Genomic DNA, 23837 nt, shown 5'->3' on the forward strand with positions numbered 1-23837 from the left:
ACCCATGAGCAATGCATAACAGGTTATTATTTAACATAATATTAACATTTAAACATAACTATTTCAATAGTTTATAATATTCATGCCCACGCGGAGCATGGGAACGAGTTAAAAATGGCAGGCACGGGGGCCTGCGACTACACATTTGCCTGTTTTCACCAAAAACACTGTGTAGATGCGCCCCCCTGTGGGCGCCCAAAAAACGCACTAAGCGTTTTTTTCCACTAAAGCATGGGAACAAGTAGAACTCAAAGACGCTTGATCCCCGCGTTCGCGAGGATGACGGATAAGGATAATGCCTCCTGAGCCCCTCCATGGGGATTTCCGGGGACATGAACTTATCTCCCCGACCGTCATACAATTCACGGAGCATAAACGTGGAGATAAGTATCATGTCCCCTGGAAATCGTTATCCCTTATTACCGATTATATCATTCCCTCAGTCCCCATGAAAACGCATACCAGGTATAATCAAACCCAATATTGTGATTGAAATAATAATGGTTTCAATGTCTTACAATATGCATTCCCACGCGAAGCATGGGAACGAGTTTTTAAAAATGCGGCGGAACAAAGTCAGGGAAAACAAAAAAACCGGCCATGCTTTGTTCTGAGCATGGCCAGGCTTTTTTATTTTCTATGGAACAATTTGTTATTTATTGGAAAACAGCAAACTCTTCATGCAGGGGTAGAACACGTTCATGAGGGTGTCCTTGACCCATTGCCGGTATTCCGGGCCTTTGGGCTCCATGCCCAAAACCTGTGCGTGATAGGACGCCGCCCCCACGCAGCTGAAAACCACGGTTCCAAAGCCGTAAAGCCACATGCGCACCCTTTCGTCCGATTCGGGCAGGGGCATGTATTCCTTGAAAAGCTCCAGGGATTCTATCAGGAAACGGGTGAGGTGCTCGAAACCGGGCATGTCCTCGAATTTGTCCAACTGGGCGATGTTCTGCATGCATCCCATCATGACGTCGGGATTTTCAAAGCTGTAATCCAGGGTTTTATCCACGAACCGGGTCATGTTCTCACGCATGGACGGGCTGTCCAGCTCCTTGATGATCTCGGTGACCGCGGTCCGGAACTCGCCCAGCAACTGACTGGTAACCGCCTCGAACAGCTCCGCCTTTTTGGGGAAGTAGTGGTACAGCAGGGTGAAGTCAAAGCCGCCTTCCTCCCCGATCATTCGGATGCTGGCCGCGTTATAGGGATATTTGGAGAACACCCGGCGAGCCACGGCGATGATCCTCCGGCGAGTGGCCTGGCCTTTGGTCTCTCCCCTGCGAACCCGGGTGGTGATCCTTCCCTTGCGGATTCTCAGGGCGGATTTTTCGATGTCGGCAAGCAGCTTTTTAAAAGCCGGGCTGGTGGGCCCCAGGGACATGACGTTTTTGGCCGCGCCCTTGATGCGTTTTCTTACGGCGCTGGCGCTGTGCAGCAAGGCGCCCTTGCCCGCCCCGAGCGGGTCGGGGCCGCTTTTCCTTGATTTGGCAAAAAACAGCCTTTTCACCGAAGGATACAGCACGAACACAAACAAGTCCTTGACCCATTCCCTGTACTCCGGGTCGTTGGGATTGATACCAAGAACCTTGCCGTAAAAATTGGCCGCTCCCACGCAATTGGCCAGCAAAATGCTGGAGCAGAAAAACACCTGGCTGATATCTTTAATGTCCGCCTTAAAATAACCGCTGGCGGCGAACAGCGCCAGGGTGTCTTCGTGGAATCCCCGCAAATGCTCCATGCCGGGGAAGGCGTCCTTGACGTTATCCACGGCGCCCATGTTCAGCATCATGATGTAAAAGGCGTCGGGATTGTCAAAGGCGTAGCCCACGAATCGTTCGGCCAGAACCTTTGTGTTCTCGTACAAAGGGCCGTTCAACTCCATGACCATTTCGCCGGAGGCCTGATAGTACTCTCCAATGAGGCTCTTGGCCACGGACTCGAACAATTTGGCCTTGGACTTGAAATGGTAGCGCACAAACGAATGGTTGAATCCCCCCTCCTGGCCGATCATCCTGATGCTGGCCGCGTCATAGGGGTAATTGGTGAAAACCTGTCTGGCGGCGTCCGTTATCCGCTTTCTGGTGGCCTCGGTCTTTTGCTGGCGCTTGGAGGGTTTGGCCGGTCCTGTTTTTTTTCTTCCTGAAGGGGTCATGGTTATCTCTTTCTCAGTGTATTTCCACCCTGCATCAAAGCCTGATCCCAAAATACGATTAAATTATAAGGCGCTCAATGTTTCCCGGAGGTCTTGGCGAAGATTGATTCTCCGCCGACCGCTTAAATTCGTCCAGGCCGGATTTTTTCTCCAACCGGGCGAGATCCCCCCTGAGCCATAGATTTCATATTCAAGGCGTGTTATCAAATAGTTTCTTGATAAAGATCGGAAGAATGCTGGCTTTTTTTTAAGGAAGGCTGTATATTTGAACGATCGGTACAATTTCACCCCCGGCCGCTCCGTGCATTGCCTTGGGATTATTGGCGGCCAGTTTTTATCCTTCCCCCCAAATGTGATTGTGGAGGCGCAAATGGGAAAGTATTCTTCCAACATCATTGCTGACAGCCTTGCCGGCGCAGCAAGCTACAAGGGAGACAGAGAAGCCATCGTATACGGAGACGTCCGCGTATCGTGGGAGCAGCTTGTCAACCGGACCAATCAAGCGGCGCAGGCCTTTATTCGCCTGGGCGTAAAAAAAGGCGACAAAGTCGCGTTCATGTTCCACAACACGCCTGAGTTCGTGGAAATCAACCTTGGAATCCAGAAGGCAGGCGGCATACCGGCGCCCATGAATTACCGGCTTGTGGCCCCAGAAATTGAGTTTCAGGCCAATCATTGCGACGCCAAAATCTTTCTTTTTGACGAAACCTGGAACGAGGAAGTGGAAAAGGCGGCGCCCAACCTCACCGCCATCAAGCATTTTATCTGCAAGGGAAAAACCAAGCTGAAAGGCGCCCTGGATTATGACGAATTCGTAGCCGGAGAGCCGGCCATGGATCCGCAAATCCCAACACAGCCTGGCGATCCCGCGGTCATGATCTACACCGGAGGCACCACGGGATTCCCCAAGGGGGTGCTGCTTTCGTACCAGGCCCATGTGGACATGGTGGCATCCCTGGTTTCCAACATCGTGGTGTATGTTTCCAAGATGAATCTTTCCACGGACAAGTTGAAAAACCTCACCGAGGACATGTCCTTTCCGGCCGTAGGGCTGGCTCTGCCCCTGTTGCAGACCAAACTGTTCAAACGAATCATGCAAAAGCAGGGAACTTTGAAGTTCATCAATTCCAGGCTGCTTAAAATCATAAACAATCCCGGCCGGATAAAAATGCGTTACAAAAACCCTTTGGGCTTTATGTTCCCTTCCATGCCTCTGTTTCACGACGCGTCCTACGCCATGCTCATGGCGGGAATTTTCATGGGCAATATGCGGTTTATCCTGATCCCGGGCTTGAGCTTCAACCCGGACAGGGTCTTTAAAGCCATCCAGGACGAAAAGCCCACCATCCTGGCCAACGTGCCCACAGGCTGGAAAAAACTGGTCAAACACCCGGACGCAAAAAATTACGATGCGCGCTCCGTCAAGGTGTGCATCTCAGGCGCAGGCGTCTGTCCTTTGGACGTGAAGAAGAAAATGTTCTCGACCTTCCCCAATACGGTGGTTGCGGACATGTTCGGCCAAACGGAAATGACGCCCGTGACAACCTTTAAAATCGATGCAGATCCTTCCACCCTCAAAGACCGTTCCGTAGGCGCCTCCATTGTGGAGGTGAAAATCGTGGACGATTTGGGCAATGAGGTTCCCAAAGGGGAGCACGGCGAAATCCTGTACCGCTCCTCCACCATCATGATGGGCTACTACAAGGACGAGGAAAAGACTGACGAGGCCATGGCTGGAGGCTGGTTCAAGAGCGGCGACCTGGGCTATATCGACCAAGACGGCGAAGTCCGCCTGTTGGACCGGAAAAAGGAATGCATCAACACCGGCGGCGAGAAAGTCTTTCCCGTGGAGGTGGAAGGCGTTATCGGAACCCACCCGGCTGTTGAAAACGTCTGCGTCATCGGCCAGGAAGACGAAGATTGGGGCACGCGGGTCAGCGCCCTGGTTCAACTCCATGCCGGCGATACGGCCACGGAGCAGGAAATCATCGAGCATTGCCGCGGCAAGATCGCCGGATATAAAATCCCGAAATCCGTGGTCTTTGTGGACGAGTTCCCCTTGTCTCCCGTGGGAAAGATTCTCCGGGCCAAGGTGAAGGATCTCCTGAGTCAATCCGCTTAAAAGCTGAAACGGCAAGGCTTGGCTGGCCTTATAGGCAGGAGGCGATTCCCTGATCTTTTATCCAACAATTGTTGGAAACAAAATATAGGAAATCCTGCTTGCACTTACGGCGCCTTTCAGGGTATTGTACCTCATCGGCCGGATGATTTGCCTTTTATCGATAGAATCGTCCGTCCGGGGCCTGTCTGTCTTGGAGGTTCACACAAACCATCAGGTGTGAAAATAAAACTTTAATTTACAAACAATTAAAGACGTAAAATCGGATTGCGATTTTTTCGGAGATTGAAGGAGGGACGTGACATGGGACCTTTGGAAGGGATTACAATCATTGAACTGGCCGGCATCGGCCCCGGACCTTTTTGCGGCATGATGCTCGCCGATATGGGCGCGACCGTCATCCGCGTGGAACGCACCGGTCCTTCCGGGCTTGGCAGCCTGCCCGGCGACGTGCTTGCCAGGGGGCGGAAATCCGTCGCAGTAAATTTAAAAAACCCGGAAGGCCAGGCAGTCGTTCTTAAGCTGTGCGAAAAAGCGGACGCCATTTTTGAGGGATTTCGGCCGGGCGTGGCCGAACGCATGGGCGTGGGGCCGGAAGATTGCTGGAAGGTGAATCCCAAGCTGGTATACGGCCGCATGACGGGATGGGGCCAGGAGGGGCCTTTGTCCCAGGCGTCCGGGCATGACATCAATTATATCTCTCTTGTGGGCGCTCTTCACGCTATCGGCCGCAAGGGGCAGACGCCTGTACCGCCCTTGAACCTGGTTGGCGACTTCGGCGGCGGCGGCATGCTGCTGGCTTTCGGCATGGTCTGCGCACTTTTGGAAGCCCAAAAATCCGGCAAGGGGCAGGTGGTGGACGCCGCCATGGTGGATGGCGCAGCCACCCTCATGGCCATGTTTTTCACGTTCAAAAATCTGGGCATGTGGAACGACAAGGAGCGCCAGGTCAACCTGCTGGACGGCGGCGCCCATTTTTACGATACGTATGAAACCAAGGACGGCAAATACATTTCCCTCGGTTCCATCGAACCCCAGTTCTATGAACTGCTTTTGCAAAAAGCGGAGTTGGACCGGGATAAGTTCGGAAACCAGATGAATTTCGGCGCATGGCCGGAGTTGAAGGTGGAACTCGCCGAGGTTATCAAGCAAAAAACCCGGGATGAATGGTGCGAAATCATGGAAGGTTCGGACGTCTGCTTCGCCCCGGTCCTCAATCTGAGCGAAGCCCCGGAGCATCCCCATAACAAGCTCAGGAAAACCTTCGTGGAACTGGACGGCGTGCTGCAGCCCGCTCCTTCTCCGCGTTTCAGCAGAACGGAGGCGGAACTGACCAACAGCGCTCCCAAGGTTGGCCAGGATACGGACGCCGTATTGACCGATTGCGGCTTTTCCGCGGAAGAAATCGCCAAACTCCGTGAAAATGGAGATGTGGCGTAGAGGCTTAACTTCTCAATGACAAACAAAAAGGCCGTATCGCTTGCTCCAACGGCAAAGCGTTACGGCCTTTGTTATAGTTCTATTCTCCGCTGCTGTTACTCGTCTTTCAGGACCGTCCTCAAATACAACTCGGATTCCGTTACCTGCTCCACGTCAGTATAGTAATAGTCGGAGGGATTGATCCCCTTTTCCGTAATGAATGTAGACAAGTTATCCAGAAACCCCACGGAATGGGTGATCTTGGGAAGCACGCCGTAAACAAAGACTAATCAACCACCTGTATAACGGGTGGCTTTGGCTTGCCCCCTGATAGGAGGCCTCCGCGTATGAGAAGCCCCTCGGGGGCTCATTTTTACTTTATAAAGCAGACCCGTTGGGCGCTTTGGTCCAGCAGGGACGGCAAGTCGGGAGTCTGGTTAAAGGATTTTCGCCAGACTTCATCGTCCTCCATGCAGAAATACGCCGCGGCCTGGGGCGCCCGTTTTTTAAGGGCTGCGGCCATGACCTGGAAAAGTTTGATCCGCAAGGGCTTGAAGTAGCGCATTTTGTTATCCAGGCCGGTAATGAACTCGCCGTAGACTATTTTGGATTTTTCAAAGCGGGATTCGATAACTGCTTTCAAATCCGGCATGAACCGGAAGGTTCCCAGGCTGATCCAGACCACGTTTTCAGGCGATACGTGGTCAAAAATCAGGTCCACAACCTTTTCGTATTCCTGTTCGCAACCGGGGTAAATCACCATAGGATCGAAATGGAACGCCAGGGGGTATCCCCAGGACTCGCATTTGGCGGCGGCCGCCAGCCGGGCGTGGAGAGGCGCGGTGTTGCGCTCCTGGGTTGCAATAACTTCCGGAGTGTTCACGGACCAAGCCATGATGGTTTTCCGGTTATGACTCAGCTTGTCCAGGCCCTGGATGTTCACGGTTTTGGATTTTAACTCCAAAACGGCGTGGTCCTGCCTGCCGAAACGCTCCACCAACCGGTGGGAAAGGCCGGACCAAGGCTCCCAGATCATGCTGTCCGTGAACTCGCCCGTGCCGATGCGCCGGATTTCCGGGTTTCGGGACTCCAAAACCTGATCCAATTCACTAAACAAGTCTTCGTGATTCACGAAAAACTGAAGCGCCGGCGGGTGGAAATAAGCCTGGAGCACGCAATAGGAGCAATCCATGGTGCAAAAGGTTCCGATGTGCAGAATCTGGTAGCCGCAGCAGGTGTATTCCTTGGTGCCCGGGCATTTGCGGACGAAAGCGCCTTTGTTTTTTGTGAGAAACAATACTTCCTTGGCGACTGAAATGGGGTCCGGCGCTTCGGCCACGCGCCGGAAAACGGCGGTGGGGCCGTCCACGACTTCCCGGGGGACGCCCTGGAAATAGTCCAGGATGGGTTGGATATTGGGCAGATCCTGCACGTCCTGGTCAATGTATACGGTGCGGATATTTTTAGCGGTCAGGGTCATCGATCCAGGATTTTCCTCAGGCCGGGCTTTTCGGCGATCTCGATTATAACATTATGGTTTTTTATAAGATCGTTGATATTTTTAAAGTAGAACTTTAACTCGTACACCTGCCCTTCAAAATTCGCGGGAGGGTCCAGACGCACTCCCTTGGGCAGGTTCAAGCCTTGCACCTCAGCCTCAAAAGCCTCTTGCGCACGGGTGATTTGGGGAAAACGGGTTTTCTTTAGAAGCGCCCTCGCCTCCCTGGCCTTTTGATTCATGTCCTTATCCGCATCGTTCAGGATGGCGGCGACTTCATCCGACTCCAGTACCGCCTTGCACGACAGGTCGTCCCGGGCGGCAATTTCAACAGCCAGGGTCAGGATTTCGCGCTGCTTGCCCAGGCTGAGGGCCAGGCTCCGAAAGAATCGGACGAAGGCCAGGGCCTCAGCCTCTTCCATTTCGTGCAGTTTGAGGGCGATGGGAAAGGCGATGGCGTCTTCTTTAACGCCCTCAAGGATTTCTTCATGCATGGAGCACAAGGACTCCACTTGCTCCATACGGCGCTGATTGGGTGGCTCCGTAAGGAACAGGGCGTCCTTGATCATGTCCGCCCTATCCTTCCAGGGAAGCCCGGCCCCCAGCAAAGCCAGGGACCGGGAGGTTTCCAACATATCCAATTCCCTCTGGCCGGCGTTTTCCGCCACAGCCAGCACGGCGCATTCCTGATCCGAAGTCAGGGGATCCACCACGCGCACCTGGATGCGGCGCATGTCCAGTTCGCGGCAGACGTCCACGCGGCGAAACCCGGAGATTACCCGGTGCATGCCGCCGCCCGACTCCTGCACCAGGGGCGGATTGATCAAGCCCAGGGATTCCACGGAACGTTTCAGGCTTTCATCATCTCCGGCGGAGCTGATCTTGAAAGTCAGATCCTGGGAGTCAATGGAATCCAGGGCAAGCCAATATGTCTCATATGGAGTATGCATCGCCCGCCAGCAGCTTCAGAGCTTGGAGATACTTATCCCTTGTTTTATCAAGAACTTCCTGAGGCAATTTGGGTCCGGGAGGCTGCTTGTTGAATTTGATCTCAAGCAGGTAATCCCGCACAAATTGCTTGTCAAAGCTGTCCTGGGCGCGGCCGGGCTCGTACTGATCCTTGGGCCAGAACCGGGAGGAGTCCGGGGTCAGAACCTCGTCAATGAGGATGATTTGGCCGTCGTCCGCGGCCCCGAACTCGAACTTGGTGTCGGCGATGATGATGCCCTTTTCGTTGGCCAGGTCTGCGCCTTTGGTATAGATGGCCAGACTCAGGTCGCGGAGTTTTTCCGCGGTTTCCTGACCCACGATTTCGGCGGATTGTTCAAAGGAGATGTTCTCGTCGTGCTCGCCCAATTCCGCTTTGGTGGAGGGGGTGAAGAGAGTCTCGGGCAGCTTTTCGGATTCCTTCAGGCCCTCGGGCAGGGAAATGCCGCAAACGCTCTGGGACTTTTTGTACGAAGACCAGCCGGAGCCGGAAATGTAACCGCGCACCACGCATTCGATGGCCTGGGGCTGCACTTTTTTCACCAAAATGCTGCGGCCTTCCAGGATGTCGGCGTATTGCCTGCACTTGACCGGGAACTCATCCACCTTGGCGGTGAGAACGTGGTTATCCACGATGTCTTTCATGACGTCGAACCAGAACAGGGAAATCTGGGTCAGGACCTTGCCCTTGTCCGGGATGGGATCGGGCATGATCACGTCAAAGGCGGACAGGCGGTCGGTCGCCACCATCAGGTAGGCGTCGCCCAGGTCGTACATATCGCGAACTTTGCCCCGTTTGGGCTCGGGAAGGTCCGGCAATTCGGTTTGCCATACGCTGCTTGCCATTATGTGTCTCCTCTTATAATCATTTACGTCGGGTTTCGGGGGGCTGAACCCATCCCGCGGCTATACAGAAGCCAATGCGGGTTAAAATAATATCACAGGGGAAGGATTTCCCCGGAGATCCCTTTTTCATCAACGGTCAGAACGCCTACGGTTCCGGTTTCCGTTCCCATGCTGTAGGAAGTGAAGGCGCCCGGATTGAACATGAGCACGCCTTGCTTCAAATGGTTGGCCGGAGAATGGGTGTGGCCGTATACAATGGCCTCCACATCATCGAATTCCTTGAAGATCCTGTCTTCCAGCCCGGTCCTGGAGCCGTGCCCGTGAATCAGGCCGATGCGGACGCCTTCCACGGTAATCACCTCTTTGGGGCTTAAAACCTGGGTGGAGTCCCGTTCGCACATATTGCCGCACACGGCCACGACCTTCTTGTCGATAAACGCGTCAAGCACCCGGATGCTTACCAGATCGCCGGCATGGAGCACCATGGAAACGTCCTTGAACTGACGCTCCGCCAAGCGAAACATGCGTTCGTTGGGCATCCGCATATGAGTGTCTGATATTACGCCGATCTTTGTCATGTTTTCTCCTCGCAAAAATCGAAAACTCTATTTATGCGGGCTTGGCCCCAGTATGTCAATCAATTATTCAATGAACATGGCGTCGCCGTAGCTGAAAAAGCGGTATTTCTCGGCGACCGCCTCCTGATAGGCCGCCAGGATGTTTTCCCGGCCGGCCAGGGCGGAAACCAGCATGAGCAATGTGGATTGGGGCAAGTGGAAATTGGTGATCAAAGCGTCCACGATGTTGAAACGGAAGCCCGGCATGATGAACAAATCGCACATGCCGGAGCCCGCAACCACCCTGCCCTCTTTTTTTGAAGAGTATTCCAGGGTGCGGACGGAAGTAGTGCCCACGGCCACGACCCTGCGGCCCTGATCCTTGGCATGATTGATGGCCTGGGCTGCTTCAGGGCTGATTTCGTAGAATTCGGAATGCATTTTATGCTTTCGCACGTCGTCCACGCGCACGGGCATAAAGGTTCCATACCCCACATGCAGGGTGATGCGGACGAATTCCACGCCTTTGGCCTGGATGAAATCCAGCAGTTCGGGCGTAAAATGCAGCCCGGCGGTTGGGGCTGCCACGGCGCCCTTATGGCGGGCGTAGGTGGTCTGATACCGCTCCCGGTCGTTGCAAGGGGGCGCGTCCCCGTCCCTGCGAATATAGGGAGGAAGGGGGATGGCCGCGATGTCGTCCAGCACCGCTCCCGGCTCCGTGGGACACGTGAATTCCAATAGGCAAATCCGGTCTTCCGCCTTCAGGACTTTGGCTTTCAGGCCCTTGTCAAATAGCAGCCGGGATCCTGGCTTGGGGCGTTTGGAGGCCTTGACCAGGCATTCGCAGGCAAAGGGCTCTCCCGGGCCGGCCTGGGCCACAGGGCGGTAATCTATGATGAGCGCCTCCACCTTGCCGCCGGTCTCTTTTTTGCCAAAGAGGCGAACGGGCGTCACCTTGGTGTCGTTCACCACCATCAGGTCTCCGGGCTGAAGCAGGTCCGCCGCCTGGGCGAATTGCAGGTGGGCGGTCTGGCCGGTGTTCTTGTCCAGCTTGAGAAGGCGCGAAGCGTCGCGTTTTTCAGCGGGCGCCTGGGCGATCAACTCTTCGGGCAGCTCGTAATCGTAGGATGCCAGGGAATAAAAATCTTGGGTCGGTTCGGTCATTGTTTTCTTCAAGTCGGGCGCGCCAGGGACGTTATTGGCCGTTCTGGGCCGGGGCGCCTGCATCGGCGCTGAGGTTATCGAACCGGGTGTAGTCGGCGTTGAAATACAGGGTGAACTTGCCCGTGGGCCCGCTGCGCTGCTTGGCGATTTTGATTTCCGCCTCGCCGCTGTTGGAGCCGCCCTCCTCCTGGCTGTACGCCGCCTCCCGGTAGATGAACATAATCATGTCCGCGTCCTGCTCCAGGGCGCCGGACTCGCGAAGGTCGGCGATCTGGGGGCGTTTGTCGCTCCGCTCCTCCACCTTGCGGTTAAGCTGGGACAGGGCCAGAACCGGGATTTCCAACTCTTTGGCCAAGGCCTTGAGGGATCGGGAAATTTCGGAAATTTCCAGGTCGCGGCGTTCCGCCTCGGGCGGGCCTTTCATGAGCTGCACGTAATCGATAACCACGAATCCAAGGCCTTTGTCCTTTTTCAAACGCCTCGCCTTGGCCCGAACGTCCATGGCGGTGAGCACCGGGGAGTCGTCAATAAAAATCGGGGCTTCGTACAATTGATGGGCCGCGGAAACCAGCTTGGAATGATCGTCCTGGGCGAAAAATCCGGAACGCAGGTTGGCGGAGTTGACGCGGGCTTCGGCGCATAAAAGACGCCGGCAAAGCTGGTCGGACGACATTTCCAAGGAGAACACCAGGGTCGGAGCTCCGCCGATCACCGCCGCGTTGCGGGCGATGTTCAGGGCGAAGGCCGTTTTGCCCATGCCGGGGCGCGCCGCCAGAATAATAAGGTCCGAAGGCTGAAATCCGGCCGTAAAGGTGTTCAAGCGGGAGAAGCCGGTGTCCACGCCGGTGATCAGGGCCCGGTTTTCCGCTCTTTTGGCGATGGATTCCAGGGCCGAGTTGATCAGGCCGCCCAACTGACTCATGGACGTGCCGCCTTTTTCCTCAGCCACGGCGAAAATGGAGCTTTCGGCGAAATCCACCACCTCGCGCACGTTGCCTTTGTCCTCATAGGCCTTGGTGGCGATATCCGACGCACTGGAAATAAGCCTGCGCAGCAAGGATTTATCCCGCACGATATTGGCGTAATACACCGAGTTGGCGGCCATGGGCACGGAGTTGACCAGCCTGGACAGAAAGGCGGCCCCGCCTACGGCTTCCATTTCCTTCTGCTCCTGGAGCTTGTTGGCGATGGTCACCAAATCCACAGGCTCGCTCTGGCTGAACAGCCTGAGCATGGTTGAATAAATTTTAGCGTGGGCGTCCCGATAGAAGTCGCCGGGGCTAAGGATTTCCTGCACTTCCAGCAAGGCCTGATTATCCAGCAGAATGGCGCTGAGTATGGATTCCTCCGCCTCGATATTATGAGGGGGGAGTTTGGTCAGGGATTGGTCCTTGTTTTTGGCTGCCAACGGCGGTCTCCTAAAGGCAAAATTGTATTTTGAGCGAGCCTATCCTTAATAACATACTGTTATCACTTAGGATATAAGTAAAAACAAGCGGAAATTAATTGAATTTTTCGCCTGAAGCGGATTAGGCGATGGTAGCAAAAAACAATCCATTGGACAATCTGTTTTCCGTCAATAACGCCATGCAGCAGGGAGCGGCCTTGGAAACAAACAGCGGTGCGTCCAGACGGAAGTCCGGGCGCACCGCTGATATGATGCAATCCAGTCAAAAAAGGACTAAAGGCAGGGCTCTTAGTCTTCGGGAACCACTTCCACGATAATTTCCGGTTTGACGCCGGCGAACACGCGAACGGGCACTTCAAAGGTTCCCAGGGTCTTGATGGACTCTGCGAGCAGAATCATGCTCTTTTCCACTTCAACGCCTTTTTCCGCCAGAGCATCCTGGATGTCCTTGACTTTAATGGAGCCGTAAAGCCTGTCTTCTTCACTGACCTTGGCCTTGAGGGTGACTTTGACGCCCTCAATGCGTTTGGCCATTTCTTCGGCCAGGGCTTTTTCTTTGGCTATTTTGGCTTCCCACTTGACGCGCTTGAGTTCCACCACCTTACGGTTGGCTTCCGTAGCGAGCACAGCCTTTTTCTTGGGAAGCAGGTAATTCCTGGCGTATCCGTCAGCCACCGCCACTTCGGAGCCGATGAGACCCAGGGAATCTATGTTTTCAGTTAATATCACCTTCATTGTCGTCCTCCGCAAAACCTTTTTTCTGGAGCTTTCTGTAATCAGCCCACAGGTCGAATAATCCCAGACCCGCCAGCATGAGCATGGCGATGGGCCATGCAATGACATAGACCACGCAGATGATGAGAACCTGCTGAGGTCCGGGAATACGGAACTTGTTCATTTGAAACAAGACGATGGCCAGCCCGTTAAGCATGTAGACGGCCATGACCAAAATGCCCACGATCAGGGCCATGTCGTTGATGGCCGTCCCCTGGAAGAAAATGAGTCCGCCCATGCAGGCGATAGCGACCCAAACCAAGTGATCCGGCGCTTTCCATTCCCTGAATGGAACATAGTCGGGATAGGGCCATCCCATTCGCAAGTAAATTAACCTTGCAAACCAGATATTCAGCCAGGCGATGAGCATGACTGAGGCCAGAACCGCACCCAGGTAAACCCGCTTAATCGCTCTTATTAACGATTGGCGCTGCTCCTGAGTCAGTTCCGATTGTATCTGTTTCAGGAATTCGGGGCCCTGGATGGAAGCAACCAATTCCTCGAATCTCTGAAATTCCTCCTGCCCTTGGGCTTCGTACCGAAAGGAGTCGCCTTGAATCAATGTCAGGGCGGCTCCCCAAATCAGTATAAAGCCTACAAGGCTGTATACCGTCGTCTTTTCAAGGCTTAAGCCTTTTTCCAGGCATTCCTGGATAATGACGCCGAGGGAAAGGATGCTGGCATAGGTGACGACTTCTTCGCCGGCTATGTAATCGGCGCCGAACAGGGCGACGAAAGCAGCGGCGCCGGCCAAAATCATGACCGCGCTGAATCTTCCGTAAACCGCCCTGTAATAAACCATGGGCGCGGGCAGGATCAGTTCCAAAGCGGTTGAGAACCTGCCCAGCAGTATGGCCGCGACAAGAAAGACGCCGGTGGTCAGAATGCCCATGGCAAGATCCCTGCCGGAAGCTTTTACTCCGGGGATTGCCGTCATCCTGTTCCTCTCAGGCCAACCCTAAGCGTCCGGGGTGTTGCCCACAAAAGGCATCAGAGCAATGGCCCTGGCCCTTTTGATGGCCGTGGTCAGAGCCCGCTGATGCTTGGCGCAGGTTCCGGAGATGCGCCTGGGCACGATTTTGCCCCGTTCCGTAGTGAAATATTTCAGGGTCCTGGGATCCTTGTAATTAATCTCCAGGGTCTTATCAGCACAAAAACGACAAACCTTGCGGCGATGGAAAAACCTTCTTTTTCTTCTAAAAGCCATTATGCATCCTCCTCATCGGATTTCGGTTCTTCGGCGGGCTCCTCGGCGGGGGCTTCAGCCGGAGCTTCTTCAGCCGGAGCTTCTTCGGCCGGAGCTTCTTCGGCCGGGGCTTCTGCAGCCGGAGCTTCTTTGGCCGGGGCTTCCGCAGCCTTGGCGGCTTCTTCTTCAGCGGCCTTTTCGGCTTCCAGCCTGGCGGCTTCGGCCTTTTCGGCGGCGGCTTTCTGAGCGGCTTCCTTTTCAGCCTTGGCCTTGGCCACTTGTTCCTTCACGGCATCCAGGTCCACTTCCTCTTCCGTCTGGATGGTGAGGAACTTGAGAATCCGATCGTCGATGCGCATGATGCGCTCCATTTCCGCGATCAGGCTTCCTTCCGCGCAGAAATCCATGAGGACGTAATAGCCTCTTTTCTTCTTTTTGACTTCGTAGGCGAGCTTTCGGGCGCCCCATTCGTCAAAAAAGGCTATGTAGCCGTCGTGTTCCGCAATCAAACCCTGCATCTTCTCGAACAACGTTGCTCTGTTGTCTTCCGGAAGATCAGGATCCGAAATGAAAATAGTTTCGTACCTTCTCATCGTTCCTCCTCTCGGATATAGCCCTTTTTACAATAAAAAGAGCAAGGATCTAATATTTGGGGCGTACTGGCCCCTTTCTTTTGGCGGGAATGCCAAAAGAAGCCTTGTTACACGGAGGGCGCGGCTGTGTCAAGCATTTTGGAGCATTTTTACCTGCGCGACAATTATTACTTTAATAAAGAAGCGGTATATGCGTCACCATTACCCAACCAAGCCCGACTATGTATAAGGGATGAAAAGGCCTTGCCATGGATTGGGCCTTCATGTATAGAGGATTATTGATATAACCTTACCCCGTATATCTTTAACATCGGCTGGCTTCTTATCCTGGACCCCGATCCAGCCAGATGAAATCTTCGTATGGAATAAAGGCTGATTTTATATTTTGACATTCAAGATTTCCCATAACATCAAGACGATCATATGCGCCCTTGTCGCCTTTGTGTGCCTGACCAGCGCATGGCCTGCGCCAGCCCTGGCCGAAGAAGCGAGGATCACGGACTTTGTGGTGACCAACACCCGGGACGACTTATTGATATATCTGACTTTGGAAGGATGTTTCACCAAGGATATTGAAGAGGCTATCCTAACCGGCATTCCCACCACGTTTTCCATATTCGCTTCCTTATCCCGCCATAGAAGTTTCTGGATGGACAAGGAAATCGCAGATCTCACCATCACCCACGCCATCACCTATGACAGTCTGAAAAAAGAGTTCACCGTAGTCCGCTCGGAAAAGGAAGGCCCTCCTTTGGTGACCCGGGATTTTTCCGAAGCCAAAAAGGCCATGTCCGAGGTCGACAGCTTGAAGATCGTAGCCCTGGACAAGCTGGAAAAAGGCCATAAATACCAAGTGCAGGCTAAAGCTGAACTGGACAAGGTCACGTTGCCTTTGTATCTTCATTATGTGCTTTTTTTCGTGTCCGCCTGGGACTTTGAAACCAAGTGGTATACGATTGATTTTATGTATTAAACTCCGGTCGCAAAATGGCCGTTGGACCCATAGCCAGAGCCTGTCGCCATGCCGCTAAAGCTGAAAAATACCAAAGGGTTTAAAAACATTTCCGATGCGGAGAGAAAAAAACGCCGCCGGGAATGGGTGCTGGCGGTCCTCATCATATTTTTCATAGCGGCTCTCACCTACGCCCAGACCCGGGGCATTCAGTTCGGCAAGTCCATACCGGTTTCCAGCACTGTTCTGATGTTCATCATCATCAACATCAACCTGCTGCTGGTTATCATCCTGTTTTTCCTGGTCGTTCGCAACGTGGTCAAGCTGCTGTACGAACGGCGAAGCAGGGTGCTTGGCTCCCAACTTAGAACCAAGCTGGCTTTATCGTTCATCACCCTGTCCATCGTGCCTACGGCGGTTTTGTTTTTCTTTTCGCTCCTTTTCATCAGCCACAGCATCACGTCGTGGTTTAACGTCCCTGTGCTCAATTCTTTGGAAAGTTCTTTGGAAGTGGGCCGGGAATTGTACGAACAAGTGGAGTCCAATCACGAATTTTTCGTCCAGCGGGTCGCCTATCAGGTAAAAGCGAAGAACTACCTGGACCCCGACAGGAACAAGGCCCTCAGTCACTACGTGGTCATCACCCAGCGGGAATTCAACCTGGATGCGGTGGAGATTTACGGACCGGACGCCGCATTGACTGCGTTTTCTTCGGACCTGTTTACGGACTCCGGCGCCCTGCCCCCTTTAAAGCTGGCCGACTTGCAGAAGGAAGGGGATTCGGAAGAGAAAAAATTCTATACCTTTAATGTATCGCTTCCCCATGGCGAACTGGTTAGAACCATCGGGCCCATTCCGTTTTCGGAAACCCGCAAGAAGGCGGCCGGTTTTGTGGCGATTTCCACCCTCCTGCCCGCCAAACTGTCCAAAAATCTGACCTCCATCAAAGACGGCGTGGATTCCTACCGCCAAACCCAGATTCTAAAGGACCCCTTTGAGTCCCATTTGTACATCACCTTGTCCATTGTGGCCATGCTGGTGCTTTTTTGCGCCATCTGGTTCGGATTTCATCTGGCCAAAACCCTGACCGTGCCCATTGCCCACCTGGCGGAAGGCACCCGAAGGGTTGCCGGCGGAGACCTGGAATTCACCCTTCTAAAAATCGCCGACGACGAAATGGGCAGTCTGGTGGACGCGTTTAACAAGATGACCCGGGACCTGCGCATGAGCCGGGAGCAGTTGGAGTACACGGCTCTCAGGCTGGCGGAGCAGAACACGGAGATAGAAAATCGCCGGGTGTATATGGAGGTTGTGCTGCGAAACGTTTCCGCCGGGGTCATCTCTTTGGACGACAGCGGGCGATTCGCCACCATCAACACATCCGCGGAAAAGATGCTGGGGATTCGAGGCGAGGATATTCTCGGGCGTTCTTACAAGGACATGCTTTCGGGCGAGTACACCCTGGTGGTGGAGGAAGCTCTTGAAAAGCTCGAGATGTCCGGCGAAAACTACCTGGAAATCCCTGTCAAACTGATCGTGAACGAACGCCCCAGGAGCTTTTTGGTCCATGTTTCCGCTTTGGTGGACGATCAGAATCAGGACATGGGCATGGTGGTGGTTTTTGACGACCTGACCGAGCTGGAGCGGGCTCAAAGGCTGGCTGCATGGCGGGAGGTTGCCCGCAGAGTGGCCCATGAGGTCAAGAACCCCCTTACGCCCATTAAACTGTCAGCCCAGAGGCTTGCCCGGAAGTTCCAGGATCAGGTGGACGATCCGGTGTTCGGCAAATGCACGGACACTATTATTGAACAGGTGGACGTCATACGGAATCTTGTGAATGAGTTTTCCGCATACGCAAGATTTCCGTCCCCGGCTCCCACTCCATGCGATTTGCCGGCGCTGACGGCGGAAGCCATGGTTCCGTACCTGGAAAGCCCCGGAGAAATCAGGTTTGAGCTGAGCGCGGATGAAAATACGCCCAGGCTCATGCTGGACCACAGGCAGATCAAACGGGCGTTGATCAATCTGGTGGACAACGCCATCGCCGCCATTGAGGGCCCGGGCGCCATTCACGTCTCCGTGAAGTACAATCCCGGAGCGAAAACCGTCAGAGTGGAAGTTGCGGATACGGGCAAGGGCATCACCGCTGAAGAAAAAGTCCGCTTGTTCGAACCGTATTTTTCCACTAAAAAAGCGGGTACAGGCCTGGGCCTGTCCATTGTAAACACGATTGTGACGGATCATGGGGGGGCCATTCGCGTGGCAAACAACCATCCCAAGGGCGCCCGGTTTATCGTGGAATTCCCCGTGGAATAGTCAAGGAGAGAAACAAGCATGTTTCCAAGCATTTTAATAGTAGACGACGAGCCTTCCATCCTGGACTCTTTGGGCGGCATTTTAACCGACGAAGGGTTTGAGGTCGTCACCGCCCTGAACGGTTACGAGGCGATCAAGCAACTTTCCAAAATCTCGCCCGACCTCATGCTTCTGGATATCTGGATGCCGGGCATGGACGGGCTGGAGACCTTGAAACAGGTGCGCAAGGAGCATCCCTCAGTGCCCGTGGTTATGATAACGGGTCACGGAACCATTGAAACGGCGGTCCAGGCCACCAAACTGGGAGCTTACGATTTTATTGAAAAGCCCCTTTCCATCGAAAAGGTGGTGGTCACCATCAATAACGCCCTCAATTTCAGGCGGTTGGAGGAAGAAAACCTCTACCTGCGCAAGAAAGCCCTGGAGAAGCATTCCATCACCGGATTCAGCCCGGCCATCATGGAGGTGAGAAACCAGATCAACACCGTGGCGCCCACGGACTCCTGGGTATTGATTTCGGGGGAAAACGGAACCGGCAAGGAAATGGTCGCCCGCACCATCCATCATCTGTCCGCCAGGTCCGACCATCCCATGGTCACGGTCAACTGCGCTTCCATCTCAAAAAAGTTTATGGAAAGCGAGTTGTTCGGCCACGAAAAAGGCGCTTTTCCCGGCGCCAAGCAGCGCAAGCGCGGCCGATTTGAGTTGGCCAACCAGGGAACCCTGTTTTTCGACGAAGTGGGCGACATGGACATGGAAACCCAATCCAGGATTCTGCGGGTTTTGGAAAACCAGAAATTCCAGCGCGTGGGAGGAGGACGGACCATTACCGTGGACGTTCGCGTAATCGCCTCCACCAATAAAAACCTGGAAGAGGAAATCATCAAAGGCGCTTTCAGGGAGGATCTGTATTATCGCCTGAACGTGGTCCCCATCGCCATGCCTCCCCTGAAAGAGAGAGCCCAGGACATTCCCAGCCTGTGCGAGGAATTTTTCAAGGAATTCGCTGCGGCGGATAATCTGGATGAACCAAAAACCATCTCCCAAAACGCCTTGGAAGCCCTCATGCGCTACCCCTGGCCCGGCAACGTGCGGGAGTTGCGCAATCTGGTGGAGAGACTGGTGATTTCCACCAAGGCGTCTCATGTGGACATCAGGCACATACCGCCCGCTTATAAGGACTGCGCCCAGGAAGCCATCCAGGACTGCGGCTTGGACGTGTTTGAAGTAGACTCGTACAAAGACGCTCAAAAGGCCTTTGAAATCGCCTATATTCAGCGTCAACTGGTGAAACACGACAACGACCCGGACGCCACGGCTGCAGCCATAGGCATGGATAAGTCCGCCATTAAAAAGATTTTAAAAAAAATCAGGTAATATGCGCATCATTGCAGGAAGCCGTAAGGGCAGAAAACTGAAGCCCGTCAATATTCCGGGAATCCGGCCCACTTCGGACAGGGTGCGGGAGGCTATTTTCAGCATCCTGTATCAGTCCGTGGTTGAGGCGAATGTCGCAGATTTGTTTGCGGGCACAGGCGCCATGGGCATGGAGGCCTTGTCCCGAGGCGCCGCCCATTGTGTGTTTGTGGAGGGCAATCCAAAGGCGTTAAGCCTGATCAACGAAAACCTGAAGCACATGGACCTGGAAAAGAACTCGCAAAGCCTTCGCTGGGACGCCATGAAAAACCTCCAATGCCTAAAAAGGACCGGGCTGAAATTCGACCTGATATTCGCGGATCCGCCATACGCCCTGAATGCTGTGGAAGACGTCCTGCAAGTTCTGGCGGAATCGGACGCCTTGAACCCGGGGGCTGTTGTGGTGTTTGAAAGCGCTGCCAACCAGGGAGTCGTGGAAAAGACCGGGGCTTTTGAGCTTACCGACCAGCGCAAATATGGGAAAACCCTTGTGTCGTTTTTCCGCTTCATGTTATGAGTTTGTAAATATTGTTGTAGTTGGGTTGTGGATGGCGCCGGATGCTTGTTATCCGTTTTTTTACGGCTTTATAAAATCTTTTTTCGGATGCCTGTTGAATTTCACCGGGATTCCGGGAAATACACTTTATTGCGGCCTTTCCACCCTGACTTTTGGAACTGCACTTGAAGTTGTTTCGATCAAAGTTCGCGGCTATTGCTAAAGTCTGGAATTTTTAAACGAAAGTCGGGAGTGTATGGAAAGAACCGCTATCTACGCCGGATCTTTTGACCCGGTTACCAATGGACACCTGGACATTTTAAAGCGGGGACTTAAACTGTTTGACCGCATTATCGTGGCCATTCTGATCAACCCCAACAAGCAGTATCTTTTTTCCGTGGAAGAACGCATCAGCATGCTTGAAGAGGTGACCAAGGAAATCCCTAACACGGAAATCGACACGTTCAGCGGTTTGCTGGTGGACTATGCGGAACAAAAACAGGCTCATGCCATACTCCGGGGCATGCGGGCCGTGTCCGACTTTGAGTATGAGTTTCAATTGGCGCTCATGAATCGCCGTCTGAATCGCGAAGTCCAGACCGTTTTCCTCATGACCGGGCTGCGCTGGATATTCACCAGCAGCTCCATTATCAAGGAGGCGGCCCGTTTCGGCGGCAATATCCATGGCATGGTTCCCGAATTGGTGGAAAGGCGGATCGACAAAAAGATGAAGGACACGGGCCTGTATATCCCCCCCAAAAATAATAAAAAACAAAAAGGATAATATGAACATGGACCTATGGCAACTCCACATTTTCACCAAGGTGGTGGAGCTGGGCTCCTTTTCCAAAGCCGCCCAGGCAGTGAACCTTTCCCAGCCCACTGTAAGCAGCCATATCAAGGACCTTGAAGATCATTTAAACTGCCGGCTCATCGACCGTCTTGGCAGAAAAGCCTCTCCCACCAAAGGCGGAGAGCTGCTTTACTCCTTTGCCACCCGATTGCTGGCTTTACGCGACGAAGCCCAAAGCGCCATGTCCTCGTTTTTAGGCAAGCCCACCGGGTCGCTGGCCATCGCCGGAAGCAACATCCCCGGCTGCTATGTGCTGCCAAAGGTAATTGGCGCGTTTTCCAAATATTATCCGGACGTTTCCATTTCCCTGAAAATCGGGGACACCCGTTCAGTCTCGGAGGACGTGATTGCAGGAACGGTGGAAATGGGGGTTGTGGGGGCTCTTTCCCCCAATAAGCAGCTCACCCAGGACAAATTAATGGACGATCACCTTACCCTGATCGTTCCGGCCAGCCACCCCCTGGCGGAAAAGGAAGCCGTAAGCATCAAAAGCATTGCCGACGCGCCCTTTATCATCCGTGAACAAGGTTCGGGCACCCGAAAATTTTTTGAAAAAGTGCTGGCGGACGCAGGCATAGGCTTGGACAGCCTGAATATTTCAGGTCAATTGGGAAGCACGGAAGCCGTCCGGGAAGCCATCAAGGCCGGCCTGGGAGTTTCCATTTTCAGCACCCGCGCCGTATTGGGCGACCTGCGTTGCGGCTCCCTGAAATCCATAGAGATTTCGGACCTGGATTTCAGGCGTTCGTTTTATCTGGTTCGGCACCGCCAACGCACAGCCTCTCCTCTTTGCCAGTATTTTTGCGACTTTTTGACGGCCAACGCCCACGACTTGGCCGGAGAAGTCGAATAGCACCTTAAGATTACACAAAGGGTTTCTCATGAGTCTTTCCTTTTCTTCCAGCGCCCTGGTTGTCCTGAAAAAACGGTATCTCAAAAAAGACAAAAACGGCAGGGTAATAGAATCTCCTGAAAAAATGCTGCAAAGAGTGGCGGACTCCGTGGCTCGGGCCGACAAAGACTTTGATGAAACCGCTGACATCCAGGCCCTGGCCGCCCAATTTTACGACCTGATGAGCAAAGGATGGTTTATCCCCAACTCCCCTACCCTCATGAACGCAGGCCGTCGCCTGGGGCAGTTGTCCGCCTGTTTTGTGCTCCCTGTGGAGGATTCCATCGAGAGCATATTCGACTCCCTCAAGCATACGGCCATGATCCACAAAAGCGGCGGCGGTACGGGCTTTTCCTTTTCAAGGGTCAGGCCGGCCAATGACAAAGTGCTCTCCACGGCCGGAGTGTCTTCCGGGCCCATATCCTTCATGGCGGTGTTTGACGCAGCCACGGAAACCGTCAAGCAAGGAGGCACCCGCCGGGGGGCCAACATGGCCATTCTGCGGGTGGACCACCCGGATATCGAAGAGTTCATCGCCTGCAAGGACGATCCGGCATTCTTGCAAAACTTCAATATTTCCGTGGGTTTGACCCAAGAGTTCATGGAAGCCTTGGAAAAGGGCGGGGATTATGAACTGGTCAATCCGCGCACCAGGAATTCCGTCAAAACCCTGAACGCCCCCAAAATCTTTGACATGATCGTCAATTCCGCCTGGCAAAGCGGGGAGCCGGGGATCATCTTTCTGGACCGGATCAACGAAGCCAACCCCACCCCGGCCCTTGGCGAGATAGAAGCCACCAATCCCTGCGGGGAGCAGCCCTTGCTGCCATATGAGTCGTGCAATCTGGGCTCCATCAACCTGGGGAAAATGGCGGAAGGCGGAAAACTGGATAAAGACAGGCTGAAGGCTGTGATCCACACAGCCGTCCACTTTTTGGACAATGTGGTGGAAATCAACAAGTACCCACTCAAAGAGATCAAAGAACAAACCCTGGCCACCAGAAAGGTGGGACTGGGCGTCATGGGGTTCGCCGACCTTCTCATAAAACTGGGCGTTCCGTACGACTCCGAAGAAGCCGTCGCAATGGCTCACGAGGTCATGTCCCTGATATCCGAGGAATCCAAAAAGGCTTCGGCTCAGTTGGGCGAAGCCAGGGGGAATTTCCCTGCATACGCCGGCAGCATATACGATAAGCCGGAAACGCCCCACATGCGCAACGCAACCACCACCACGTTGGCGCCCACGGGCACCATCAGCATTATCGCCAATGCGTCGTCCGGCATCGAGCCCATATTTGCAGTAGCTTACACCCGGCGGGTTCTGGACGGGGAAAGGCTGCACGAATTTCATCCTCTGTTTGAGGAGATGGCCAAGGAACAAGGATTTTTCACCGAAGACCTGGCCAAGAACATCGCCCTGGAAGGCTCGATTCAGGAGATGACCAACATCCCCAAGGAAGTGCGCAGGCTGTTCAAGACCTCCCACGACATCTCGCCGGATTGGCATGTGAGGATTCAGGCCGCCTTTCAGAAATATACGGACAACGCGGTTTCCAAAACGGTCAATTTTCCCCATACCGCCACCCGCGAGGACGTGGAAAAGGTTTTTAAACTCGCCAGGGAAACCGGATGCAAGGGCGTGACCATCTACCGCGATGGGTCCCGGGACCACCAGGTTCTGTCCGTGGCCTCCCGAAGCGAAGGACCGCGCCCCACCGGAGAATTGGCGCCAAGAGCGCGGCCCATCCGCACCCATGGCGTGACCGAACGCATCCAGACCGGCTGCGGCAGGCTATACGTAACAGTGAACTCGGATGACCAGGGTATGGCCGAGGTTTTCGCCCAGATGGGCAAGACCGGCGGCTGCGCTTCGTCTCAGACGGAAGCGGCGGGCAGGCTGATTTCCCTGGCCCTCAGATCCGGAGTCAAGCCCGAGGAGATCATTAAGCAAATCAAGGGAATCCGCTGCCCCTCCCCTGCCTGGCAGAACGGCAAGATGGTGCTTTCATGCCCGGACGCCATAGGACAGGTGCTTTCCCACTGTACAGGCGCGGGAGACGAAACGGAAAAGGCCGTAGGCCAATGCCCGGATTGCGGCGAATCCCTGGCCCACGAATCAGGATGCCTGGTTTGCCATTCCTGCGGCTTCTCCAAGTGCTCCTGACAAGATTGACCAAACGCTGACTTTCAGTTCACAGGGTGAGAT

At 54.1% G+C, this 23837-nt stretch carries 20 protein-coding genes; 9 read left to right on the forward strand and 11 right to left on the reverse strand.

The window, feature by feature from the left end; genetic code table 11:
• Positions 1-652: 652 nt before the first annotated feature.
• Positions 653-2155, reverse strand: a complete 1503-nt coding sequence (locus G491_RS34285) for a TetR/AcrR family transcriptional regulator (RefSeq protein WP_028315861.1) — start codon at positions 2153-2155, stop codon at positions 653-655.
• 265 nt (positions 2156-2420) lie between these two features.
• On the opposite strand from G491_RS34285, the gene G491_RS0120215 reads away from it, so the two are divergent.
• Together G491_RS0120215 and G491_RS0120220 are read left to right on the forward strand one after the other, a co-directional pair.
• On the forward strand, positions 2421-4277 hold the full coding sequence (locus G491_RS0120215) for a class I adenylate-forming enzyme family protein (protein ID WP_248635459.1): 1857 nt from the start codon (positions 2421-2423) through the stop codon (positions 4275-4277).
• Positions 4278-4577: 300 nt separating this feature from the next.
• On the forward strand, positions 4578-5714 hold the full coding sequence (locus tag G491_RS0120220; RefSeq protein WP_028315863.1) for a CaiB/BaiF CoA transferase family protein: 1137 nt from the start codon (positions 4578-4580) through the stop codon (positions 5712-5714).
• 352 nt (positions 5715-6066) lie between these two features.
• On the opposite strand, the gene G491_RS0120230 is transcribed toward G491_RS0120220, so the two are convergent.
• From G491_RS0120230 to rpsF, 10 genes are all read right to left on the reverse strand, one after another.
• Entirely contained in the window at positions 6067-7173 is a 1107-nt protein-coding gene (locus tag G491_RS0120230) for an SPL family radical SAM protein (RefSeq protein WP_028315864.1), read from the reverse strand.
• Positions 7170-8141, reverse strand: coding sequence for a ParB/RepB/Spo0J family partition protein (locus G491_RS0120235; protein ID WP_028315865.1), 972 nt, complete (start codon positions 8139-8141; stop codon positions 7170-7172). The genes G491_RS0120230 and G491_RS0120235 overlap by 4 nt, the downstream gene beginning before the upstream one ends.
• Positions 8125-9024, reverse strand: coding sequence for a phosphoribosylaminoimidazolesuccinocarboxamide synthase (locus G491_RS0120240; RefSeq protein ID WP_028315866.1), 900 nt, complete (start codon positions 9022-9024; stop codon positions 8125-8127). The genes G491_RS0120235 and G491_RS0120240 overlap by 17 nt, the downstream gene beginning before the upstream one ends.
• 92 nt (positions 9025-9116) lie before the next feature.
• Positions 9117-9602: a metallophosphoesterase family protein gene (locus G491_RS0120245; protein WP_028315867.1), complete on the reverse strand. Its 486-nt coding sequence runs from the start codon at positions 9600-9602 to the stop codon at positions 9117-9119.
• Positions 9603-9665: 63 nt separating this feature from the next.
• Positions 9666-10745 (reverse strand): tRNA preQ1(34) S-adenosylmethionine ribosyltransferase-isomerase QueA, encoded by a 1080-nt coding sequence (gene queA / locus G491_RS0120250; protein ID WP_028315868.1) that lies wholly within the window; start codon positions 10743-10745, stop codon positions 9666-9668.
• A 31-nt stretch (positions 10746-10776) separates the two neighbouring features.
• Positions 10777-12153 carry a replicative DNA helicase gene (dnaB, locus tag G491_RS0120255; RefSeq protein WP_028315869.1) on the reverse strand — a complete coding sequence of 459 codons (1377 nt, stop codon included), beginning with the start codon at positions 12151-12153 and terminating at the stop codon, positions 10777-10779.
• Between the two features lie 288 nt (positions 12154-12441).
• The gene (gene rplI, locus G491_RS0120260; RefSeq protein WP_012610059.1) at positions 12442-12888 is read right to left on the reverse strand and encodes a 50S ribosomal protein L9; all 447 of its coding nucleotides are present in this window, start codon (positions 12886-12888) and stop codon (positions 12442-12444) included.
• Positions 12869-13864 carry a DUF2232 domain-containing protein gene (locus G491_RS0120265; RefSeq protein ID WP_028315870.1) on the reverse strand — a complete coding sequence of 332 codons (996 nt, stop codon included), beginning with the start codon at positions 13862-13864 and terminating at the stop codon, positions 12869-12871. The genes rplI and G491_RS0120265 overlap by 20 nt, the downstream gene beginning before the upstream one ends.
• Positions 13865-13885: 21 nt before the next feature.
• A complete protein-coding gene (rpsR, locus tag G491_RS0120270; RefSeq protein WP_012610061.1) occupies positions 13886-14134 on the reverse strand; it encodes a 30S ribosomal protein S18 in 249 nt (82 codons plus the stop codon).
• On the reverse strand, positions 14134-14706 hold the full coding sequence (gene rpsF, locus G491_RS0120275) for a 30S ribosomal protein S6 (protein ID WP_028315871.1): 573 nt from the start codon (positions 14704-14706) through the stop codon (positions 14134-14136). The genes rpsR and rpsF overlap by 1 nt, the downstream gene beginning before the upstream one ends.
• Before the next feature lie 385 nt (positions 14707-15091).
• On the opposite strand from rpsF, the gene G491_RS0120280 reads away from it, so the two are divergent.
• The 7 genes from G491_RS0120280 to G491_RS0120315 all read left to right on the forward strand — a co-directional run bounded on the left by G491_RS0120280 (position 15092) and on the right by G491_RS0120315 (position 23795).
• Positions 15092-15679, forward strand: coding sequence for a DUF4390 domain-containing protein (locus G491_RS0120280; RefSeq protein ID WP_012610063.1), 588 nt, complete (start codon positions 15092-15094; stop codon positions 15677-15679).
• 48 nt (positions 15680-15727) lie between these two features.
• A complete protein-coding gene (locus tag G491_RS0120285; protein WP_012610064.1) occupies positions 15728-17974 on the forward strand; it encodes a sensor histidine kinase in 2247 nt (748 codons plus the stop codon).
• 18 nt (positions 17975-17992) lie between these two features.
• Complete coding sequence (locus tag G491_RS0120290; RefSeq protein ID WP_028315873.1) at positions 17993-19351, forward strand: sigma-54-dependent transcriptional regulator; 1359 nt, start codon at positions 17993-17995, stop codon at positions 19349-19351.
• 1 nt (position 19352) lies between these two features.
• Positions 19353-19907, forward strand: a complete 555-nt coding sequence (gene rsmD, locus G491_RS0120295) for a 16S rRNA (guanine(966)-N(2))-methyltransferase RsmD (RefSeq protein WP_028315874.1) — start codon at positions 19353-19355, stop codon at positions 19905-19907.
• Positions 19908-20142: 235 nt separating this feature from the next.
• Positions 20143-20670, forward strand: a complete 528-nt coding sequence (coaD, locus tag G491_RS0120305) for a pantetheine-phosphate adenylyltransferase (RefSeq protein WP_012610067.1) — start codon at positions 20143-20145, stop codon at positions 20668-20670.
• A gap of 7 nt (positions 20671-20677) precedes the next feature.
• Entirely contained in the window at positions 20678-21592 is a 915-nt protein-coding gene (locus tag G491_RS0120310) for a selenium metabolism-associated LysR family transcriptional regulator (RefSeq protein ID WP_012610068.1), read from the forward strand.
• Between the two features lie 28 nt (positions 21593-21620).
• On the forward strand, positions 21621-23795 hold the full coding sequence (locus tag G491_RS0120315; protein WP_028315875.1) for a vitamin B12-dependent ribonucleotide reductase: 2175 nt from the start codon (positions 21621-21623) through the stop codon (positions 23793-23795).
• Positions 23796-23837: the final 42 nt, after the last annotated feature.

The organism is Desulfatibacillum aliphaticivorans DSM 15576, assembly GCF_000429905.1.
GTDB classification, from domain to species: domain Bacteria; phylum Desulfobacterota; class Desulfobacteria; order Desulfobacterales; family Desulfatibacillaceae; genus Desulfatibacillum; species Desulfatibacillum aliphaticivorans.

Coding starts and splice junctions, on each gene's coding strand:
- rpsF (WP_028315871.1), bottom strand. CDS start 14,706: ATGAGAAGGTACGAAACTATTTTCATTTCGGATCCTGATCTTCCGGAA.
- G491_RS0120235 (WP_028315865.1), bottom strand. CDS start 8,141: ATGCATACTCCATATGAGACATATTGGCTTGCCCTGGATTCCATTGAC.
- G491_RS0120240 (WP_028315866.1), bottom strand. CDS start 9,024: ATGGCAAGCAGCGTATGGCAAACCGAATTGCCGGACCTTCCCGAGCCC.
- G491_RS0120315 (WP_028315875.1), top strand. CDS start 21,621: ATGAGTCTTTCCTTTTCTTCCAGCGCCCTGGTTGTCCTGAAAAAACGG.
- rpsR (WP_012610061.1), bottom strand. CDS start 14,134: ATGGCTTTTAGAAGAAAAAGAAGGTTTTTCCATCGCCGCAAGGTTTGT.
- rsmD (WP_028315874.1), top strand. CDS start 19,353: ATGCGCATCATTGCAGGAAGCCGTAAGGGCAGAAAACTGAAGCCCGTC.
- G491_RS0120265 (WP_028315870.1), bottom strand. CDS start 13,864: ATGACGGCAATCCCCGGAGTAAAAGCTTCCGGCAGGGATCTTGCCATG.
- G491_RS0120245 (WP_028315867.1), bottom strand. CDS start 9,602: ATGACAAAGATCGGCGTAATATCAGACACTCATATGCGGATGCCCAAC.
- coaD (WP_012610067.1), top strand. CDS start 20,143: ATGGAAAGAACCGCTATCTACGCCGGATCTTTTGACCCGGTTACCAAT.
- G491_RS0120290 (WP_028315873.1), top strand. CDS start 17,993: ATGTTTCCAAGCATTTTAATAGTAGACGACGAGCCTTCCATCCTGGAC.
- G491_RS0120230 (WP_028315864.1), bottom strand. CDS start 7,173: ATGACCCTGACCGCTAAAAATATCCGCACCGTATACATTGACCAGGAC.
- G491_RS0120285 (WP_012610064.1), top strand. CDS start 15,728: ATGCCGCTAAAGCTGAAAAATACCAAAGGGTTTAAAAACATTTCCGAT.
- rplI (WP_012610059.1), bottom strand. CDS start 12,888: ATGAAGGTGATATTAACTGAAAACATAGATTCCCTGGGTCTCATCGGC.
- G491_RS0120310 (WP_012610068.1), top strand. CDS start 20,678: ATGGACCTATGGCAACTCCACATTTTCACCAAGGTGGTGGAGCTGGGC.
- G491_RS34285 (WP_028315861.1), bottom strand. CDS start 2,155: ATGACCCCTTCAGGAAGAAAAAAAACAGGACCGGCCAAACCCTCCAAG.
- queA (WP_028315868.1), bottom strand. CDS start 10,745: ATGACCGAACCGACCCAAGATTTTTATTCCCTGGCATCCTACGATTAC.
- G491_RS0120220 (WP_028315863.1), top strand. CDS start 4,578: ATGGGACCTTTGGAAGGGATTACAATCATTGAACTGGCCGGCATCGGC.